This is a genomic window from Candidatus Poribacteria bacterium (assembly GCA_026706025.1).
In the GTDB taxonomy this organism is placed as follows: Bacteria; Poribacteria; WGA-4E; order WGA-4E; family WGA-3G; genus WGA-3G.
This window is the reverse complement of sequence record JAPOZO010000065.1, coordinates 25,146-45,693: the sequence shown is the minus strand read 5'-3', so window position 1 is coordinate 45,693 and position 20,548 is coordinate 25,146. Positions and strand designations below refer to the sequence as shown.

15 protein-coding genes are annotated in these 20,548 nt (G+C 47.1%); 1 reads left to right on the top strand and 14 read right to left on the bottom strand.

The window, feature by feature from the left end; all coding sequences use genetic code 11:
• Positions 1-19: 19 nt before the first annotated feature.
• The 12 genes from OXH00_17120 to OXH00_17065 all read right to left on the bottom strand — a co-directional run bounded on the left by OXH00_17120 (position 20) and on the right by OXH00_17065 (position 15,705).
• Positions 20-769 (bottom strand): DUF1080 domain-containing protein, encoded by a 750-nt coding sequence (locus tag OXH00_17120; protein MCY3742738.1) that lies wholly within the window; start codon positions 767-769, stop codon positions 20-22.
• A 34-nt stretch (positions 770-803) separates the two neighbouring features.
• Complete coding sequence (locus OXH00_17115) at positions 804-1,550, bottom strand: DUF1080 domain-containing protein (GenBank protein MCY3742737.1); 747 nt, start codon at positions 1,548-1,550, stop codon at positions 804-806.
• Positions 1,551-1,584: 34 nt separating this feature from the next.
• The gene (locus OXH00_17110; GenBank protein MCY3742736.1) at positions 1,585-2,325 is read right to left on the bottom strand and encodes a DUF1080 domain-containing protein; all 741 of its coding nucleotides are present in this window, start codon (positions 2,323-2,325) and stop codon (positions 1,585-1,587) included.
• A gap of 49 nt (positions 2,326-2,374) precedes the next feature.
• Entirely contained in the window at positions 2,375-4,237 is a 1,863-nt protein-coding gene (locus OXH00_17105; GenBank protein ID MCY3742735.1) for a DUF6259 domain-containing protein, read from the bottom strand.
• A 350-nt stretch (positions 4,238-4,587) separates the two neighbouring features.
• Positions 4,588-6,474 (bottom strand): dockerin type I domain-containing protein, encoded by a 1,887-nt coding sequence (locus OXH00_17100; protein ID MCY3742734.1) that lies wholly within the window; start codon positions 6,472-6,474, stop codon positions 4,588-4,590.
• A gap of 44 nt (positions 6,475-6,518) precedes the next feature.
• The gene (locus OXH00_17095; protein MCY3742733.1) at positions 6,519-7,943 is read right to left on the bottom strand and encodes a putative glycoside hydrolase; all 1,425 of its coding nucleotides are present in this window, start codon (positions 7,941-7,943) and stop codon (positions 6,519-6,521) included.
• Positions 7,944-8,076: 133 nt separating this feature from the next.
• Positions 8,077-11,019: a sigma-70 family RNA polymerase sigma factor gene (locus OXH00_17090; protein ID MCY3742732.1), complete on the bottom strand. Its 2,943-nt coding sequence runs from the start codon at positions 11,017-11,019 to the stop codon at positions 8,077-8,079.
• The gene (locus tag OXH00_17085; GenBank protein ID MCY3742731.1) at positions 11,006-12,022 is read right to left on the bottom strand and encodes a hypothetical protein; all 1,017 of its coding nucleotides are present in this window, start codon (positions 12,020-12,022) and stop codon (positions 11,006-11,008) included. The genes OXH00_17090 and OXH00_17085 overlap by 14 nt, the downstream gene beginning before the upstream one ends.
• A 767-nt stretch (positions 12,023-12,789) precedes the next feature.
• Positions 12,790-13,473, bottom strand: a complete 684-nt coding sequence (locus OXH00_17080) for a hypothetical protein (GenBank protein ID MCY3742730.1) — start codon at positions 13,471-13,473, stop codon at positions 12,790-12,792.
• Positions 13,474-13,637: 164 nt separating this feature from the next.
• On the bottom strand, positions 13,638-15,095 hold the full coding sequence (locus OXH00_17075; protein ID MCY3742729.1) for an RtcB family protein: 1,458 nt from the start codon (positions 15,093-15,095) through the stop codon (positions 13,638-13,640).
• A 118-nt stretch (positions 15,096-15,213) separates the two neighbouring features.
• Positions 15,214-15,429, bottom strand: a complete 216-nt coding sequence (locus OXH00_17070) for a thioredoxin domain-containing protein (protein MCY3742728.1) — start codon at positions 15,427-15,429, stop codon at positions 15,214-15,216.
• Between the two features lie 15 nt (positions 15,430-15,444).
• Positions 15,445-15,705 (bottom strand): hypothetical protein, encoded by a 261-nt coding sequence (locus OXH00_17065; protein MCY3742727.1) that lies wholly within the window; start codon positions 15,703-15,705, stop codon positions 15,445-15,447.
• An 80-nt stretch (positions 15,706-15,785) separates the two neighbouring features.
• Here OXH00_17065 and OXH00_17060 point away from each other — a divergent pair, with 80 nt between their 5' ends.
• Positions 15,786-15,926, top strand: coding sequence for a hypothetical protein (locus tag OXH00_17060; GenBank protein MCY3742726.1), 141 nt, complete (start codon positions 15,786-15,788; stop codon positions 15,924-15,926).
• 158 nt (positions 15,927-16,084) lie between these two features.
• Here OXH00_17060 and OXH00_17055 read toward each other — a convergent pair whose 3' ends face one another.
• Entirely contained in the window at positions 16,085-19,489 is a 3,405-nt protein-coding gene (locus tag OXH00_17055) for a right-handed parallel beta-helix repeat-containing protein (protein MCY3742725.1), read from the bottom strand.
• A gap of 228 nt (positions 19,490-19,717) precedes the next feature.
• On the bottom strand, positions 19,718-20,437 hold the full coding sequence (locus tag OXH00_17050; GenBank protein ID MCY3742724.1) for a hypothetical protein: 720 nt from the start codon (positions 20,435-20,437) through the stop codon (positions 19,718-19,720).
• Between the last annotated feature and the right edge of the window lie 111 nt (positions 20,438-20,548).

Genomic DNA, 20,548 nt, shown 5'->3' with positions numbered 1-20,548 from the left:
AATGCTATCACTATTGACGTTAAAATCTTTTCAAGTTTCCCCAAGTTGTCGCAAGTTTTCCCTGAGACGTTACGGCGAACGCGCCGCTGTCGGGAATGCTATCACCTGTAACAGTAAAGTTATCAAAGCGCGCCGTACAATTTGCGAGACCGATACCGACACCCCCGGTCTGAAACTCAGGAAAGTCCTCAAAACCTTCACGGTCTCTGCGAATACGTAGTTCCGTAGGTTCCATAACCTGTTCATCATTAATCCAGAAGGTGAAGATATTGCCTTCAGCACTTAACTTTAGATGTACCCATCTGAATAATTTTAAAGGTGGATGCGGTTCCAAGAGAAGTGCCTTAACTTTTCCATCGTTCAAACTGCCAGCGTAACAATTCACCCATCCTTTTTCTGGCACATTCGCACCCGCAGGCAACACGATTACTGGCTCCATCATAATGCACTGCACTATCCATTTCTCCTGAACCCGCGCCGCAATCGAGATACGTGGGGTCCCGGGTCTTCTTTTAAGGAGCCTGACATCAAATTCGACTGTGTAATCCGTCCATGTATCATTCCCAGTTGTGAATAGACGCAGAGATATATCATCACCCGTCCCGTGGAGTCCACCCGCAACAACCTCCCAAGACCCCGGAACTCTATCCCACGGAACAACTTCGCGCCATCCGTCCAAATTACCGTCTTCAAAGGTATCCAGAAATGTGCCTGCCCACACAGAAAAGGGCAAGAAAAAAAGGAGTGCTATAATAGATACAGATTTCACAATAATTCTCCTTTCAATGCTATCGCCGTTGACACTAAAATCTTTTCAAGTGTCCCCAGGTTGTCGCCAGTTTTCCTTGAGGCGTTACGGCGAACGCGCCGCTGTCGGGAATGCTATCGCCTGTAACAGTAAAGTTATCAAAGCGCGCCGTATAATTCGAGAGACCGATACCGACACCACCGGTCTGAAACTCAGGGAAGTCCTCAAAGCCATCGCGGTTTCTAACAATACGAAGTTCCGTAGGCTCCATCACCTGTTCACCATTAATCCAGAAGGTGAAAATACTGCCTTCAACGCTTAACTTGAAATGTGCCCATCTGAATAATTTTAAAAGTGGATGCGGCTCAAAGAAAAGCAGATCGGCTTTTTCACGGTGCAAGTTGCCAGCCGAACAGAACACCCATCCTTTTTCTGGCGCATTGCCACCCCCAGGCAATACAACGACTGGTTCCATAAGACTGCACCGTACGAACCATTTCTCCTGAATTCGCGCCGCTATGGCGATCGTTGGACGCCCATGTTTTTTAAGGGGTCTGACATCAAATTCGACTGTATAATCCTTCCACGTGTCATCCCCGGTTATGAATAGACGCGGATACCCATCATCAACTGACCCGTGAAGTCCGCCAGCAATAATCTCCCAAGACCCCGGTTCCCTGTCCCACGGAACCAGTTCCCGCCATCCGTCCAAATTTCCGTCCTCAAAGGTATCCAGGAATGTGCCTGCCCAAACAGAAAGAGGCAGGAGGAAAAGGGTCACTACAATCATCACAGATTTCACAATAATTCTCCTTCCAATGCTATCACTATTGACACTAAAATCTTTTCAAGTGTCCCCAGGTTGTCGCCAATTTTGCTTGGGGCGTTACGGCGAAATCACCGCTGTTTGGAACGCTATCCCCTGTGACAGTGATGTTATCAAAAATTGCCGTATAGTTCCAGAGACCGAAACCGACACCGCCAGTCTGAAAATCGGGAAAATCCGCAAAGACATCAATCTGCTTGAAAATTAGAAGTTTCGTCGGTGCCATAATCTGCTCACCATTAAGCCAGAAGGTAAAGATATCGCCTTCAACACTTAATTTCAGATGGGACCATCTGTTTAATCTTAAAAGTGGGTGCAGTTCTTCGAAAAGGGTGGCATGTGGTGGCAGGTGCAAACCGGCAGCGTAACAACCTATTTGTCTTTCTTGAACCGGCGGATCATCCCCCCTTATAATCACCGGATCAGAAATACTGCAGTAAACTAACCAAGTTCCGTCAACTCGCACAGCGATCATGATACCGCCAATACCATGTTTTTTCAGAGGTTTGACATCAAGTTCCATCGTGTAGTCTTCCCACGTGGTGTCCCCAGTTGTCAGTAAATGAATATACGCCTCACGACTTTCTGCGTGCAGTTCACCATCAACAATCTCCCAGACAGCAGGTCCCTTAATCGCCCAAATTTGCTCCCATTCGTCCAAATCTTTGCCGTCAAAGGTTTCCAGAAATGTGCCTGCCCAAACAGATAAAGGAGATAAAAACAGGACTGTTACAATGATTAGAAATTTCATCAACATTTGTTACCTCCGTTCTACGCGAACATTTATAGGATAATCAAACCTAAAACGCATTCGCTACCAGCACAAGATCGAGGATATTGACGACACCATCCTTGTTCACATCTACGCGTCGATTGCTCGGATTCAGCGTTCCGATTTGCTGTGAGACGAGTGTGAGGTCAAGGATGTTGACGATGCCATCGCCATTTACGTCTCCAAATCTATAATTTTGTCGTTCTCTTGCGAGTTCAAATAGCTTAAAAGTTTCAGGCCGGTCTTGCTCTACCAAATCGCCTACCTCATAAATCCGAATGGTAAGTAAAACATCCCAGACTTCATATTCATGGAGAAATTCTTGGTATTCGTCAAGTGCATGATCTGGGTTGGGTATGGCACGGCCATAGGATATTGTATAGGGCGAAAACAGAAGGGAACTAACCGGATGCGGGATCTCTGTTGCTGGTATCCGAAAGCGTTTTGCGAAACTTTCATGTATAAAGGTGACATCATTGAGACCTTCACCACCGAGAACGATGCCGGGTATAGCGTCTCTGATTTCTTGATGGAGCAAGATATTACCTTCTGCGTATGTTAACCCGTCAATAAGTCCATTCTTATCGTTATAGACAGGTGAACTAATATCGAGATGAAAAGCATCAACTTGGTAGCGTTCCCACAGATTTTTTAAGATATCCACAAACATTTTTCTATAGTCAGATGAAGCCGGATTAATAAAAGCGTGACTGTCTGGATTTGTGTGACGGATTTTCCAATGCCAACCTGTTTTTTCACCCGTGTACGGGTCGCGGACTTGATATTTCTCAAATTTCGCGTAAAGCGGATGATACTCTGAAACCCCCAACATATTCACGTGCGCCATCACCTTAAAACCATAGCCGTGTGCCTCCTTGACGAAGTCAGCGAACTCCGGTTTCACCGCGTCGGGTGTATAATTCGGCAAATCCCCGTCGTGTCCGCCGTGCCGCCATTGATGCACAAATATTAATGTTTGTTCAGGATCCACGAGTTGGCTGAGCGGTGTTAAGACATTGAGGTCTATGTTTGAGTAGTAGATGACTACTTCAATATCATTGATCCATGCGGGCATCTTTGTGCGATCAGGGGGCTGCAATGCCTTCTGCATCCATTCCCTATACAGAAGTGCTGGAACTTGCCAATCGCCTTGATAGGCGTTCAACCGCCATGTGGCAGTCGTGATCTGTTTCACCTGCTCAAAAGGGGCATGGGGCACTTCCCAAAAGTTGAGCGCGAAATCATCACCACCTTCGGATTCATATTCGAGTGTTTTGAAGCGGAACTGTGTATCGTCGCTGTGGACGAAAACACCACCGCGTTGTCCTTGAAGGATAGCAAGCGGGGTCTCCCACTTACGCGGATAGTAGTATCTATCAGGATTGACAAGGATTTGACCGCCTGTAACGGGCGCGATGACATCCACAACTGTCTCTGAAAGATTTGCGAACCCCCACATAACCCGTTCAATACCACCGGTTTCTGAAACAGCTTTTTGCCGAATAAGAAGATCGCTTGTTTCTGCGTCTATACTGATAAACAGATGGAGTTCCACGTTATTGTCAGTTGGTACACTCCAAGTATCGCGGTAGATCAGTTGACATTCAAGGGGTGAGAGTCTTTTTATCTCTGGTGTAATCTCGTGTATGGTTAGACTGCGTCCGGCTTTCATCCGTGTGAGTGCTTCGCTTTCGCCTTGCGTATAGGTTTCGTTGGTGAGTTTGTTGTGAAAGTCCGTCAGCACACCATTTTCAAAACGTGCCAAATAGCGGTCCGTCTCCGCGAGGACATTGCCTGCTTCATCAACCATCAAAGTGTTTGCAAAAGCAACCGTAACGAAAACAAACTGACATATCAGGATATACGCACATTTCGCACAGAAATGTTTCATAACTTCATCTTCTTTCTATAGTAAAACCTATAATTAATTGGGCACTCTCAAACAGTCTGAATACCTATAACAGGCATTCAGACTGGCACAAACTAACAGTTTATGCTACGAATATGTCTACTTATTTTTAGGGTTCACTATAAATAGATTTGTGTTATTTCGTGTTTTCTATTCAAAAGCATTTGCAACCATCACCAAGTCCTGAATATTAACAATGCCATCACCATTCAGATCCGGTGCCGCTTCCCCAAACGCATTTGCCACAATCGTAGCACGCCATTTTTGTCGTTCTGTTGTTTTGTTTTCGGTTTAAAAACCATGTTAGCACCCTCTTGACGAGACCTTCATCTTCAATTCAAAGCGTTTGTAACTATCACAAGGTCCAAGATATTCACAACACCATCAAAGTTCAAATCAAATTTCAAATCGGAATCTATTGAACTACCAAAAGCGTTTGCGACGATCACAAGGTCCAAAATGTTCACAACACCATCAAAGTTCAAATCCTCACGAGGCGTATTCACCATCTGTTCTAATGCTTCCCAAAACTCAACATTTGAAGAGGTGCGATGCAGGATAGAAATCGCTTGTTCTATTTCCAGATGATGCTCGAAATAATACCGGATTGTCGGAATCACCGCCACCTGTTTATACGTCTTAATATGTGCATTCAATATTTCCAGTTCTTGTGGTTTATATCTGTCCCCCAAATATGCGAAGGTGCCGCTATAAGCAAGGGACCACTGCGAAAATAAGAAATCAGTTATCGGGTGCGGATCTCCATAATCCAAATTGTCCCCGGTCCCATAAAAAGCGACATACGGAGCTGTCACCGCGTGAATAAATTCGCCAGAAAAAACAATACCTGGCATCGCTTCAATAAGTTCTTCATGTAAAAGCATATTTCCTTGAATAGGCGTCAATCCATCAATTTTAGCGTGATTTCTGATAAGCCCGTTAGCGTCAAGATGGAAGGCATCAATGTTATATGTCTCTTGCACGTTTTTCAATAATTGCACGTAATATTCTCTATAACTTGAAGCTGCAGGATTTATGTAAGCGGGGCCTCCCAACTCGAATTCCCATCCCTGTATGTTTCCATCGCTATCTCGATAGAAATAGGGTTCCCACTCAGCGTAACGCGGGTGGTCTTGATCAACAAACGGAAAACCTTCATAGACCATTACCCTAAACCCGCGAGCCTTTGCCTCAGATACAAACGCCCCGAAGTGTTCCTGTCTCCAACCGCCACGACAGTAAATTAACACATTTGGCGGGTTGATCTGTCGTGGTAAAAAATCTAACATTCTAATGTAGTTACGATTCAGTGAACAGTACATAACAACAAGTTGAATATCTTTAACCCACGCAGGCGGACGCGCGACACGCGACGCATTTCGTTGTACCATCCCTTGACGATACCTTTCCGCAGGCACCTGCCAATCGCCCCTATATGTATTAAACCTCCAAATCGCGGAAGTAATATGTTGATGCTCTTCAAAAGGAAGAAAATTGTGTGTGTTAAAAGCAATAGCGAAGAGATTTGGCTTTTTTCTCTCTGGCCAATGACCGAGTGCTTGAAATTGATCTGTTTCATCCTCACTCATCACAAAACATCCCCCCAATGTTCCTTGCACGACGGCAAGAGGGGCTTCCCATAAACCCGGATACGTCCAATACAAATCCATTGTGTGTTGTTCATGCATTATGTTCCCGCTGCGCCCTGGCACAATCGGAGATACCTGATCATAATCTAAATTTCCGATACCCCATCCGATAGTGGAAATCCCTGTTTGATCAGAAAAACCCTCCTGTCTAATTATTAGATCGCCAGTGAGCACATCAATAGCCACCCACATAATAAGTGTGCTCTGATGCCACCGAGCCGTCAGTTTCGCTGTTAAGGGTGAAATCTTTTCAACTTCCAAGGCATCAGCACCACCTATTTCCCACTCAGGTGCCACGTAATCTTCACGGTCTATTTCTGATTCATCGAACCGGGGCCCACGCATCCCTGAAAGTGTTGCATCGTGCCTTCCTGAAACTGTATAAGTTTCTTTCGTGAGTTTGTTATGCACGTGTATGACGCTACCATTTCTAAACCGCACCTGATAGCGATCCGTCTCAGCGACAATTTCACCATCTTCACCGAGCGTCAAAGTGTTCGCTAACGCAGCAGCGATTAAAACAAACTGCAATATCACGATATACGCACATTTAGCACAGAAATGTTTCATAACTTCATCTTCTTTCTAAATAGACTTGTGTTATTTCGTGTTTTCTATTCAAAAGCATTTGCCACAATCACCAAGTCCTGTATATTGACAACGCCATCTCCATTCAGATCGGGTCCAGTGGAATCACCTAACGCGTTCGCAACAATCACCAAATCCTGTATATTCACCACCCCATCACCATTAACATCCGCCGTAGGAGGGGCTTCCGCCTTCAAATAAATCTCGCCATCCAAATCAGCCAACGTATGCCGGCGTTTACCTTTTACACCGCTCGACCAGCCAGAGACCTCCTGCGGAAGTTCAATCTCCTGTGCTGTGCCGGACCGGTTATAGACCGCCCATCCGTTAGTGAACTCCCGGATGAAGAGTCCCTCGATTTCTTCACCTTTGGGGGTCTCGTAGAGAACGCCTTGGGTTTCATTACCGCCGACAGTACTACCGAGAGGCGCATCGAAGAACGGATACCAGAAGGACAGGGGGTTCTCTGGTTTACTATGAGTTAAAATATAGCCGTTAGAATGTGTGAGACTTAGGGTTGTGGCGGCGCGTGCCAATCGGCGATTAGCTGGAGAGTCCCAGGGTTCGCTGATATTTATCGCAACCTCCAAACAATTGACTTGCGGGTATTTGAGGTTTTCTTCATACCAGGACAACGCTTCCTCAAGTTCAATAAGCCTTTCGCGAGGATAGGCTGCATCCCACGTTTCCATGAACGCACCATTGACATACGGTGCGGAACGTGGAATTTTCTCAGTGCGCGTATTGACAACAATGAGAAAATCGTCGCCGACGGCTTCACGGATACGTTTGACCAGTGAAACAAGTGCCTCCACACGATTGCCGTGATACAGATGTGCTATTCCCCCCGGCCCCGGTGCAGCTTCTGCTCTTTCACTCCACAGATCCATGAAAATACCGTCGAAGATACCGCACTTGGAAACCGCAACGGCTTGTTCGATCATATGTTCTTGCACTTCGGGATATGTGTAGTCTATAAGCAATTCAGCCCAAGGTTCATCTCTAATTCTATTTCCATTCCTATCTCTGAGCCAATACGGCCAGTCCTCTGGATACTCTTCCGGACGCGCACCATAATAGTAAATAGGTATGAGAAATATAAAGTCTGGGTTTAGAGCCTGTATTTGGCTTTTTTCATACAAGACATGTTCTACTTCTCCATCAACCAACTTGGGGCCTTCCGGTGTAATCTTTTCAAAACTGAGACTCCGGAAACTACTCTGCCAAACCAGGTCTCGGTATGATAGTACCTTTTTATAATATGACCATTCCCATTCGTTACCGGGTGGTGGGATATTATGGAAAACATGATCCCACACACCAAACACAGAAGGATACGACCGACTGACGAGACGTTCTACAACGCTGTTTCTGTTGATCTCACAGACTTCTTTTTCAGCAGGAATGCCTGTCGTGACGCATAGCAAAAATACTATCAGAAAGCGTTTCATCCCGTTCTCCTAATGGTGTCAGAGTCAATATTACGCCTGAGGTTATTCGGATTTTCTATAGACATAACACCCCTACGGGGTGAGGAAAATATGTGAAAACTTTTTCAAACTTCTATAACTCATTAGATTTTCTCTATTTACGAGATAAGTTATTTCCCGCTTCCGCAAGCGGGATCTGGAACATCCCGTGATGTCTGGTAACAATATAAAGTTTGTCGTTCTTAACAGCGAGAGATAAGACCCTATCTGGCACGTTTGGATAAATCTGTTCTGATTGTTTACGGTCATCCAGACGATAGACACCGGCATCACCAGCACCATAAACACTGGTGCCATTCACGGCGAACCTGTCTATAACGATACGCCCGCCCGCGGTATCGGTCAGGACACGCCAGTATGTGCCGGTTTGTGAAGTGAGAATACCACTATCCGTCGCGACGTAAGCCGTTGAATCGACAAAGATGATCTCCTTGAACTGGGTAAAACGCAGGGGTAGGCTGGTTGTAATGTCGCGCCAACTGTTTCCGCCATCAAGCGATTGGAATAGCCTACCGTCTCGCTTACCGACGTAGACGGTTTCCGCTGAGACCGCTAATTTGAACCCATTTTTTGAACCGTCATCAGACCGTTTTCCAGTATCTATTAAACCGGTATTTTTCCATTCGGAGTCGCCCAGTTTCCATTTGAAGAGTTTTCGCTTGTATTCCACATAGAATGTATCACCGCTGACTGCAAACGCGCCTGTTCTCCCATAGTTTTCATAAAAGGACAAATCACTCATCAATTTACGGTCCTTTTCAGGATCACCAGAAAAGGACATCCCCTGTGCTACCGCAATCTCTTTTAGCACCGCAGGAGACAAATTTCCCCCACCAAAATCGGGTACGCCTTGAACAGGGATAAACGTATTATCACCAGATAAATGAAAGATACGGAGGTTGTCTCGGCCGGACTCAATACCATAAAAAATGTTGTCAACACTCACAAACTTTGAATCAGGCTCAAAGTCGCTGTTAGATGGTTCTCTTTTTAATGGTTCAGATGCTCGTTCGGCGTAATCAACTGGAACGAGTGTCCAAGATTCGCCGTCATCAGCAGATTGAACTATATTGCCGTTAGCATGTACATAGAAGCTATTATTGAATACCACGAGATCTCGTGCTCCGGTGCCGACGATGCCGTCCATAAAATGATGCCACGATTCACCGCCGTCGGTCGTGCGATAGACCCCCGAGTTTCCGGATTTGTAAAAGGTATTTTCGTCGCGTGCTATATAGGCATAGAAATTCACATCCAATCCAAGATCGGTCCAAGTCACCCCGCTATCGGTTGAACGAAATAGCCTGAGACCGCGTGCTAAGACCGTTTTGCTTCCAACTGCTATGCTTATTCCCGCTGCTGATACGAAGTCGTAGCGTTCGCCTTTAGGCGTTATCTCAGTCCACGATGTTCCAAGATCGTTTGATTTGAAAATTCTGCCTGCATGTTGTGAGAGACCAAGCCGCACTCGCTCCTCAACTTTGCGACCTGTTCCGACATAGAGAGTATCTTCAAAAGCCACCAAGTCGTGTACGGCTCTGGTTGTATCCACCGGCAACTGTTCCCAAACATCTGCATTGAGTCGATAGAGCCCTCTGTCTGTTCCAGTGAAGATCGTCCCTTCAATCACAACGAGTTTGGAAATCTTTCTACCCGTCAATCCGTTGTTCACGGGTGTCCAGCGTTTTCCAGCATCGGTAGATCGGAAGATACTGTTATCCCAAAAGGCAAGATACATCGCAACACGCTCGTGTGCGCTGCGTCCATCTGCTGCATCTATTACAATGAGTTCAGCAGGGTGCCCTTCGGGTCGTGCACCTAATGCGTTCCACGTCTCGCCATCATCGGTTGAAGCCAATAGTTCATTGGCAGCGACGATATAGAGGGTGCCTGCATGCTCTGCCATAGGCATACGGAGTTGCTCAATTGAGATATCAACATTTACGGGTGTCCACACAGTCGTATCCGCTGTTAACCTGTAGAGACTTATTGACGAATTAAGGTAGAGTGTTTTGTTAGAAGTCTCAAAGATGTCAAACACGACTCCGCTTGGCGGTCCGCCCATCTGTGTCCACGGCGCAGTCGAGAATGTAGTGGGCAACTCCACCGTTGTTGGGGTTGCGACAGCAGCCTCAGAAGTTCGTAAGCCAGTTCCGATGTTTTTAGTGGCGGTAGCAGCACGCCCAATCTGATTTCGGACAGCCGGTTTGGAAAACAGATGAAGCGTGATAGGCGCGTCAACGATTTCAACCGTCGGTTCAGATTCTGCTTCAAAACTATATGGCTGCTGGAAGCGCGCGAGATACTGGTTATGTGTACCGAGCATCAAAACTATCAAAAGCACAGCCGTGCCAAAAGCCGCCCACGGTAGCAACGGTTTCCCGACCTGCGGCGGTGTTAGTTTCAGATCGGCGGCTTGCCGCATGATGCTCTCGGTTAGGTTCGTAGGTAATTGGAAACTCCCAAGCACCTCACGGACTAAGGATTCTTCGTTTTGTGCCCGTAAACGTTTTCTGGCGCGTTGAAGCCGACTCTTGATTGTGTTCGCGGATACACCTAAGAAATTGCCAATCTCCTTCGCCGTCATCTCGCCGAGATAGTGGAGCGTTACGACGGTACGTTCACTTTCGGGTAGTTTTTTCAGTAATTCCTTAACCATTTCGTAGCGATGTTCCGCTGCTTCTGTCTCTCGTTGCTCTGATACATAACGTTTATAAGAAGATTTGTCTACTTCTGCGCGGGATATTTTTTCCAGCGATAGCATTGTCGGTTTTTTATTTTTGAACCACCGAATACACATCCGATTCGTAATTACATACAACCACCCTGCAAACTGGTTCGGGTTTTGGAGTGTCGTAAGTTTTTTGTGGACTTGGAGGAAGGTATCTTGTGTAATCTCTTCAGCAACATGAAAATCGCCAACTTTCCGCCATGCGAGTGCGTGAACGCCCTTTTGGTATTTTCGGACTAAAGCCGTGAACGCCGTCTCATCACCAGCTAAAGTTCTGTAAATTAATTGAACATCATTTTCTACCATCGCGATTCTCCATTTTCAGTTCTCCCCATGTTGTGGTTAGTAACGCCGGTTGGGGCGATACCGGCAAGGTATACGCCGGATCGAACCAATCGGCTCCAAAATTCCGCTTAATACGTGTTAATTGCGTCCGAACGCCACTGTCCACATCAACTTTGAAGATTTGTAGATTCTCATTAATTTCCTGTGTATAAAGGACTTCTTCTCCATTTGGTGATAATGTGGGAGCCATTGCCCTAGGCCCCGCTTCATCAACAATTTGCCGGAGACCGGTGCCATCACGGTTGATAATGTAGATTGTCAACTTGTCCAGCCATGCGTCGGGCACATGTTCACCAACTGCAAGCGGCGGCAGCGGATTGTTATTCCAAGAAAAGGCAAGTTTGTCCCCCGCAGCAGACCAAGATGGAAAGGATTGTCCGCCCTTCTCGTTCACAGGCAGAAGATGTTCCCGTTCCCCTGTGCGGATGTTGATAAGTGCAAGTCGGCCCTCTTGACCAAGACCACCCACTGAACAAGCAATTTCTGTTCTATCTGGTGACCATGCGGGATACAGAGCATTCACGAAGGATTCCTCTTTTGGTTTACCTAAGGTGGCAATGTAGATAATGGATGCGCGAAGGTCATGAGCCTTGTGCATGTAAGCGATCTGTTTACCATCGGGTGACCACGTCGGATAGTATCTATAAACGAATTTTTTGAAGACGCGTCGGACATTAGACCCATCTGGATTCATCAGATAGAGGTCTCGGATGCCATCGCGATCGGAGACGAAAAGAATCTCCTCACCGGTCGGGGACCAAACAGCCTGAAGATCCTCTGCGCGGTGCTGTGTCAGGTTCACCTGTTCAGAACCATCTGGGTTCATCACGTAGATCTCTCGATTGCCGTCCCGTGTGGATGTAAACAGGATTTTCGGCGTTGTCGGTGCTTTGGCAAAAAGCGAACACATCGTTCCACATATCAGCATCAAAAGTGTGATAAAAAAAATCGACTTTAGTCTCATACGTATTCCTCCGATTGGCCATCTTAGGACCAATGCTTCAAAACTGTCATTAGGTCACGCGCGTCGGAATGGCGTTATCATCCAATTGTTAAAGAGACTATTTTTAACGGCAAAAGGTGCATAATTTGCTAAAAAAAATGAGATAGTCGTTATAATCCAAGAATATAACACATTTTTTCAGTATTGCGTAGAGGTATTCAGTTCTCGGTTTTTAGTTAGCGAGGTTAGATGAAGAGGTAGAACTTATAGTAAATTCCAAAAATAAATACACACTTTCACCTCCCGGTAGGTGCGGTTTTGCGGCGTACGCGAAGAAATCCGCAGAAACACCCAAGCAAAAACCCCAAGCAAAAACCCCAAATGCGACCTGCATTCCTAATCGCACCGATGCTGAGTGTATAAGTAATTACAGAATGTAATATAAACAGCGAGAAAAAAGGAACCGGAAGCCACTTCCCAAAGGGTTTTCAGGTTTCAGGGATTCTAACCTAACGTATGCAATATAGGCTTGCAAACTACGCCCTTCAGGAACTATGCTTCCGGCTTATCCAAGGAGGTTTATTTAAAATAGGCAATTTCCGTGCCAATCGGAAAGTGTCTATTTTGGACAACAAGCGCGCCAGTATTGCCCGTTTTTGAGTCATGCTATCATAAAAAAATAGACACTGTTTTTACTAACGGCAGGAGATCGAAAAAGGTTACAAAATATTAACAATTCGGAAACAATTTTGATCAGCATCGAAGAAGTCGCGATTCGGAGATCGCTTCTACAATGGCGGCAGCGTGTACTCTTTAGACAGCACTTCCTCTAACATAATAGAGTACAATTGATTCAAATCCCTGAACTTACGTCGCATATCTGTAAAGCATGAACTGTTAACAAATTCTTCCATCTCCGCATCGGTGATGTCTGGTGATATTAGATGTGGGACTTCCACCAAGCATGCGTTGACAAGTTCATCAAGCAGTGCTGAGGCGGCACCATCCCGAACCTCACCCTCTAATAACTTACCTTTATCAAAAGCGAATTCATCGGACACATCATTCAGAGAGTTTAACGCCCGAACCCCAATCAACGCGCGAACATCAACATCCACTTGCGATATTTCATTCAGGTATACCGTGACGAACTCATCAAGCGATATTGAGGATGCCCCCTCCCGGACCTTACCCTTTAACAATTTGCCTGTATCAAAAGCGGTTTCACTGGGTAGACTATTTAAAGCATGAACCCCAATTAACGACCGAACCTCAGGATCCACCTTCAATATCGCCTCTTTAACATCCGAAAGCGGCATCCCCTCAAGGATAGCTGCCAAGTCGTTAGCAGTAACAGTCGAAGGTTCTATGACATCTTGCGCTTCGATTGGGGTGCCGCAGGATGTCAAGATAAAGGATAGGATTGCGATTATACTTGCGGATGCGAGTACGATAAGTGTTAAGTTTTTCATTTTAATTCTTCCTTAAGCAATATTAAACAATAAAGTATCAATTTTTCGATTTTTCCGCAGGCCCCGAACCCGTAGGGTGTTTTTGCTTGGGTGTTTCCCCAGGGTTTCCCCGCCCGACATTGGTGGGAAATGTGCTAATTTAATATTCAAACTTGCTTAAAAGTTTAACCTTTTACGACACCGATAGGACGGAGGCGTGCGACCCGCCGCGAAAGCCCGGCTTTGTCAACGACACGGACGACTTCATCAACATCCTTGTAAGCCTCGGGCACCTCTTCTTGGAGGGTCCGTCTACCTTCGGCGCGGACGAAAATCCCTTGTGCTTCCAAATCTTTCTGGATGGAACGTCCCTTTGTCAAGGCGATCGCTTTCCGGCGTGAGAGGACTCTACCGGCACCGTGGCAGGTGGTGCCCCACGTCTCCGCCATCGCACCCGGATTGCCGACAAGCACGTAAGAGGCGGTACCCATATCGCCGGGGATTAGCACGGGCTGCCCGACTTTCTGGTATTTTTCCGGGATTTCTGGATGCCCTGCTGGGAACGCGCGCGTCGCACCTTTGCGGTGGATAAAGAGTTCACGTTCTTTGCCATCAACGGTGTGTTTCTCAAATTTTCCGATGTTATGCGCGACATCGTAGACGAGTTCTAAGCCGAGTTCGTCTTCTGTTGTGTCAAAAAATTGCATGAACGTCTGGCGGACGAGGTGCATAATACACTGTCGATTGTTCCATGCGTAGTTGGCACTACACGCCATTGCAGTGATATAGTCCTGGCCCTCTGGTGAGTTAATCGGCGCGGAGGCGAGTTGTCGGTCAGGAAGTCTGATGCCGTATCTTTCGGCAACTTTGACCCAACTCTTGACGTGTTCATCGCAGATCTGGTAACCGAAGCCGCGTGAACCGGTATGAATCATCACACAGACGTTACCTTCGCTTAACCCCATCGCATCGGCGGCTTCTCTATAAAAAATACGGTCAACGGTTTGGACTTCAAGGAAATGGTTGCCGGAGCCGAGGGTGCCGAGCTGGTTTTTACCACGTTCTAAGGCGCGTTGGCTCGCAGCGTCGGCGTTTGCCTGTTGGAGGAAACCGGTCGCTTCGGTAAAATTGAGGTCGTTTGGGTGTCCGTACTCCCGGTCAATTGCCCACTGCGCGCCTCTTTCGAGCATCCGTCGTTCTTCTTGGACGGTGAGCCGAATTGCGCCGCTGGAGCCGACACCGCACGGGACGTTCTCGAACAACCTGCCGATGAGTGCTTTCCGTTTTCCATCAAGCTGTGCGACATCAAGGTTCGTCCGGATGAGCCGGACCCCACAATTGATGTCGTATCCGATGCCACCGGGAGAGACGACACCATCCGCCTTCGGATCCGTGGCAGCAACACCGCCGATGACGAAGCCGTATCCCCAGTGTAAATCGGGCATCGCGAGTGAGTGTTTGACGATGCCGGGGAGATGCGCGACGTTTGCGACTTGCTGCAACGCCTCGTCGCTTTTTGCCTGTTCAAGGAGTTTCTCGTTGGCATAGACGATGCCGTCAACGCGCATGCCTTTCATATAACTTTTCGGGATACGCCACCGGTATTCATCAAGTTTTTGGAGTGTTACGCTTTGTTGTGCCATATTTTTATTCTGCGGTTTTCAGTACCCAGTTTTCAGTTATCAGTTAAGAGAGACTCTGGTTAATCAAACCGCTCTTTAACTGAGTATCGAGTCCTCTCACTGCGAGGCAAACTGAAAACTATTTCAAGATATCAAGGATTCGCTGGACAAAAGCGGCTTTGGGCATCGCGCCTACAAATTTTCCTATGACTTCGCCATCACGGAAGATAATGTAAGCCGGAATCCCCTGTCCGCCGTATTCTCTCGCTGTTTTACGATTTTTATCGACATCCAATCTTGTGATGATAAACTTTTCACGATGTTCTGATGCAACTGCATCAACGGTCGGTTTCATCGACCGGCAGAAGCCTCACCATTCCGCGCCGAGTTCAAGCATGACCGGCATGTCTGCATTCAACACAACGTCTTCAAAAGTTGCATCGGTGACTGTGATAGGTTTCCCATCGGCCGCAATGGGTTCATTAACCGGTTTAGAAGGCTCTTCGCGGGCGGGCTCTGTGTCAAACGCTACGGGGTCCATCTCCTGTTCAACGTCTTCACCGCAGCCAGCAGTGTAGATTGCAACTAAACCAATGATCAGTAAAGTGCACGTTCTAAACAATGTTTTCATGAAGTGGCTCCTTAATATTAGCAGAACATTCTGTTCCACTGTAATTGCTATTATATCATAGTTTGAAGTAGGATGCAAGCGTGGCAGATAGGTTACGGCACCGGCGCGTGCCTACTTCTATGCAAAATCTATCGTATGCCGGTAGCTCCACCGAATGCGGCTGCGACGGCGACGAGGTCTTGGATTTTGTTTTCAGCCATCAGCCATCAATAGTCAGCTGAACTATGATTTTTGCGATTTCTGTGATTGCTATGATAAGAGGGAACTGGTTACCAGTAATCGGCTATCGGTTTTCAGTTGAGGCGGGGTTACAAACCCCGCCTGTAGGGAAGAAGCCTGCCGAGTACTGATAACTGACAACTGTTAACTGCGTACTCGTTTACTTTCGTATCAGCATTTTACGGGTGGCGTTGAAGTCGCTTGCTGTGAGCGTGTAGAAATACACACCGCTTGCGACGGGTTCACCGAGCTCGTTTTTGCCGTCCCAATAGGCTGCACGGCTACGAGTTTGATAGGTGCCGATAGCCTTATGCCCTAATGACAGCGCGCGGACTAAAGTACCGTCTACCGCATGGATACGTAGCGTTACATCTGCTGGCGTTGCCAACTGATAAGGTATCCACGTCTCTGGGTTGAATGGGTTCGGGTAGTTCGCTAAGAGGGCCGTCTCTTTTGGAGCCAGTGCCAACAGCAGCTGCTCTAAGTTCGCAATTGCGCGTTGGAAAGCAAGGGATCCGTCATTCTGCGTCCGTAAGAGATTTAACATCTGCTGAAGTGTTTCAGGGGTGAAGTGCTTCGGCAGTTCAATAATGACGGGTGCCGCGGCCGCCGTTGTCTCACCGAGGTGTGTCGCAACGAGGATAAGGTCTTGGATATTAACTGACCCGTCCCCATTGACATCAAGACGCGGGTTTTCAGCTGCGTTGGTGCCGAGTGCCGTTGCTACCATGACGAGATCGGTAATGTCCGTTTTCCCATCTTTATTGACATCCCACGCTGGATACGTTTTGGCTGGTGGTTCTGATGCTACGGGAGGGGTATACAAGGCGATATCAGAGATACGGGATTTAAGGATTGTCTGCTGCTGCGATCCATCCAGATTACCGCGCCGAAGTTCAAACCCCTCACCATCTACCCAATACATTCTGCCGTTATGGAGGTCTAGGATTACATCTCCCATTGTAAAATCGGCGGTATCAAAGTTTGTGACGTTTGAGCCGTCAAGCTTCGACATACCTATACCATCAAATCCATCTGTCCAGTACATCTTACCGCTGACAACATCTAAGTCAATACCGCGTCTATCGCCGGGGTTTATGAGTAACTCAACGTTTGTCCCATCTAAGTTGGCGCGAGAAATGCTTGCATTCCCTTGCCATTGGGTCCAGTATATTTTACTACTTGCGATATCTAAGGCAATATCCAATGGGGTTCCGACGAGTAATTTTAAAACTTCTTCGGCGTTGGTTCCATCGAAGTTCGCACGAAAGATGCTGTTCGTGATACCGTTGCTCCAGTACATCTTACCGCCTGCCACATCCAAAGCGATACGCCCGCCTGAAATTTCCCATATCTTATCTTGTCTGAGATGTTCAATGTTCGTCCCATCTAAATTGGCGCGAAAGATACCGGTCTCAGCGTGTATCCAGTATATCCTATCGTTCATTGCATCCAAGGCGATACTCACGGCTTTTTGATTGATGACATCCTCAATATTGGAGCCATCCAAATCGCCGCGTTGGATTTTGTCCCCGGTTGTCCAATAGAGTTTCAGCGTTGGTGCCGCGGGCGGTGTGTCATCAACGGGTTCACCCACAGAATCGTCGGGAACAAGTGGGTCGGGGGGTGTGTCATCAACGGGCTCACCCACAAGATCATCAAGCACAATCGGATCGTCTATCGCTACGATAGGCGTGCCGCCGTATTCGTAGGGTCCAATATCCACGGTGGCACCGACGGGTCGGATAACGCCATCGAAATCGTCCGCGGGGGCGAAGACGTTCGTACCAGCATCAATAGCAGGACTCGTGGATTGTAGGTGGAAGTCGCGAGTCGTTACGGGATCGACGAGGCGCGGGTCGCCTTCAAGGTTATCCGTGGCATTGACAGCGACGAGTTCCCAGAACAGCAGATCGTTACCGAGGTTGTTTCCGGCTTGTTCAACAAAGTCTACTTTGACATTGTGAAAGAGGTTATGCGTAATGGGGAGATCAAATGTCCCTTCCGTATAGATGACAGTTTTCAGACCGGTGAAGATGTTGTTATGGAACCGACATTCGGGTGAGTTCACCCAGATCGTGTGCATACCAGATACGCCCTCGGAGAGTTCATCGGAAATCATGAACAAGTTGTTCATAAAGTGTGTAGCATGTCGTGTGACAACTGCATTACCGGTCCCACTTGAGGTGTTGTTGAAGAAAATATTGTTGACGACTTCTACCGTATTTGTAGCACTCCCTAATTCAAATCCGCCACCCCACTTGGCTGAATTGCTATCAAATATGTTACGGCTGACCTTTCCAGTTAATACTTTAATAAAAAAAGCACCGCCGGAGATCCGTATTATATTCCTCGTAAAATGATTGTCAGTGATTTCTCCTATAAGAATTTCTTTAACACAGAACCCACTACCATGAGAAGTCCCGCCACCAAGGTCAACATTGCCATCAAATGTATTATGGGTAACATTGCCGGTAAAATTCCCGGTAATGAGAAATCCACCGCCACCATCGCCTACTATCTCGTTTCTAATAAATACATTGTGGATAACGTTGCCGCCAGTGAAATTACCGATGATTCGAAACCCGCCGCCACCACCGTTGCCATAATTACCCTCAAATCTATTATGGGTAACATTGCCGGTAAAGCCCCTGATATCGAATCCCCCCCATTTATTTCCAGTAAAGGTATTGTATGTAATATCACCGATGTATCCCTCACTGGTGGTGTATCCCTCAATAGATATACCTTCTTTTTTATTATTGCTAAAGGTATTTTGCGTAACGTTGCCTTTTAATGTATCCTTAACATGGACACCGGATTCTCTGTTATTTTTAAAGATGTTATCAGAAATATCTCCGGTAGAATTTCCTTCAATATGAAGTCCGCTTCCACTGTTATCACTGAAGGTATTGTCCATAGCAGCAGTGGACTTGCTCGTCCACACACCGGCACCATGATTATTGCTGAAGGTGTTTCCGGTGAGGATAAGGGGCATATTAGACCACACGCCGCCGCCTTTATTGTTATGGATGATGCACTTCTCAAAGGTACTTGGTGTCTCCTTGGTACCGGTCGGGTCATGCAGGACGGTCCCGCCGACACCGTTGGTGCGCAGAGAATTCTGTATTGTTAAGTTGCGGATCGTGACACCTTCCGTGTTCTCGCCACTGAGAATGGGGACAAGTGCGTCGCCGGTATGCTGTCCGTCAATGATACATTCTTCGGCGGTGGTGGTGCCTTCAAAGATCATCTCTTGGCGGAGTTTCAGTGGGAAGATTTCACGGGCGGTACCTTTGGCAGCATCTCCGTTGTAGTTGCCCGGGTGGATATGCACATGCCACGGATCCGGTAGATTATTTCTTTCACTGATCAACAACGCAAAGGTAATAGACTTGTACGGGCTTGCCACTGAACCTCTACCCGTGGGCGCGTTTACGCCGTTCACTGCGTCTACATAGATATGTGTATAGGTTAGGGCATCGCTCACACCGTGAAGAGTGAGGGCGAATATAACGGTAAAAAGTACTACAACGAGATTTCGATAGTTCAATAGTGTTTTCATGAAAATTCCTTTTCGGTTCGTAGATAGGTGCGGTTGAATGAAGATTAACAATTTAATTCGGTAGTTTTCTGGCGATGCCCGGTGCGGTTGGGAAACCGTGCAGAAACACCCAAGCAAAAACCCTACCGGCCCTGGGGAAATATAAAATTACCGAAATATTTTCTTAAACTTCATAAAACCGCACCCACCGAACACAATTGCCCCCTATGTATCTTTACAAGACGAACCCTACTTTTCATAAATATGGCTGGTATCGGTTTCGGGCCAGAAAATGACAAACAGCCTGCCGTCCCATGTATACGTGCTGACATCGGGTGTCGTGCTTCCCGTGGGGAACCAGTGGATCGTTCCGCTGCTTTCATTAAACGGCTCAACGAATTTATGAGAGCCAGTGATGAACTGCGTCGGTTTTTGGGTCTCCGCTCCGGGATCCGACTGGATTTCCCGTGTATATGTCGTCGGTGTGAGCCGCAGCGTACTCGTCTCTGCAACCGGGTCGCCCTTGATTTGCTTGGAAATCAGCGTATAGGTGCCGCTGAAGAGTTGGGCAATTTTATAGGGCTTGGAGAAGACGGTAACGGTTGCCTCTTTGTGGACATCTTCTTCACCGCCATCGCGCACGTAGAGATAGACGGTCACGATTTTCGGTGGAACAATCCCCTCCGGTGGCAGTTCCGGGGCAGTCCACTCGACTTGGGGTCCGGCTTCGCCTTCCAAAGTGCCGTCGGTTACATCCCAAGTATACGTCAACGGATTATTTTCGGGATCAAATACCCTGGCTTTAAACGTGACGGTTTCACCGTATTCAACTTCATTCGGGACGATGAAAGTGGTTATTTCAGGTGGGTCATTGGTGAGTTCTTCGTACTGATCGCAACTGCTGAAGATAGCGATCTGAAGCACCAACAGGAGTACCACACCCACTTGAGTTGACTTAAAGAGATTCATTAATATGCTCCTTTGTTAGAGTAGTTACCAGTTATCAGTGTATCAGTCACCAGTGTCCAGTGGCCAGTAACCAGTTAAAAGAGGGACCTCTTCTTCTCTGGTAACTGGTAA

Bases quoted from the DNA above. Each gene is read 5' to 3' on its own strand.
- OXH00_17110 (MCY3742736.1), bottom strand. From the start codon at position 2,325: ATGAAATTTCTAATCATTGTAACAGTCCTGTTTTTATCTCCTTTATCT.
- OXH00_17105 (MCY3742735.1), bottom strand. From the start codon at position 4,237: ATGAAACATTTCTGTGCGAAATGTGCGTATATCCTGATATGTCAGTTT.
- OXH00_17100 (MCY3742734.1), bottom strand. From the start codon at position 6,474: ATGAAACATTTCTGTGCTAAATGTGCGTATATCGTGATATTGCAGTTT.
- OXH00_17095 (MCY3742733.1), bottom strand. From the start codon at position 7,943: ATGAAACGCTTTCTGATAGTATTTTTGCTATGCGTCACGACAGGCATT.
- OXH00_17090 (MCY3742732.1), bottom strand. From the start codon at position 11,019: ATGGTAGAAAATGATGTTCAATTAATTTACAGAACTTTAGCTGGTGAT.
- OXH00_17085 (MCY3742731.1), bottom strand. From the start codon at position 12,022: ATGAGACTAAAGTCGATTTTTTTTATCACACTTTTGATGCTGATATGT.
- OXH00_17080 (MCY3742730.1), bottom strand. From the start codon at position 13,473: ATGAAAAACTTAACACTTATCGTACTCGCATCCGCAAGTATAATCGCA.
- OXH00_17075 (MCY3742729.1), bottom strand. From the start codon at position 15,095: ATGGCACAACAAAGCGTAACACTCCAAAAACTTGATGAATACCGGTGG.
- OXH00_17070 (MCY3742728.1), bottom strand. From the start codon at position 15,429: ATGAAACCGACCGTTGATGCAGTTGCATCAGAACATCGTGAAAAGTTT.
- OXH00_17065 (MCY3742727.1), bottom strand. From the start codon at position 15,705: ATGAAAACATTGTTTAGAACGTGCACTTTACTGATCATTGGTTTAGTT.
- OXH00_17055 (MCY3742725.1), bottom strand. From the start codon at position 19,489: ATGAAAACACTATTGAACTATCGAAATCTCGTTGTAGTACTTTTTACC.
- OXH00_17050 (MCY3742724.1), bottom strand. From the start codon at position 20,437: ATGAATCTCTTTAAGTCAACTCAAGTGGGTGTGGTACTCCTGTTGGTG.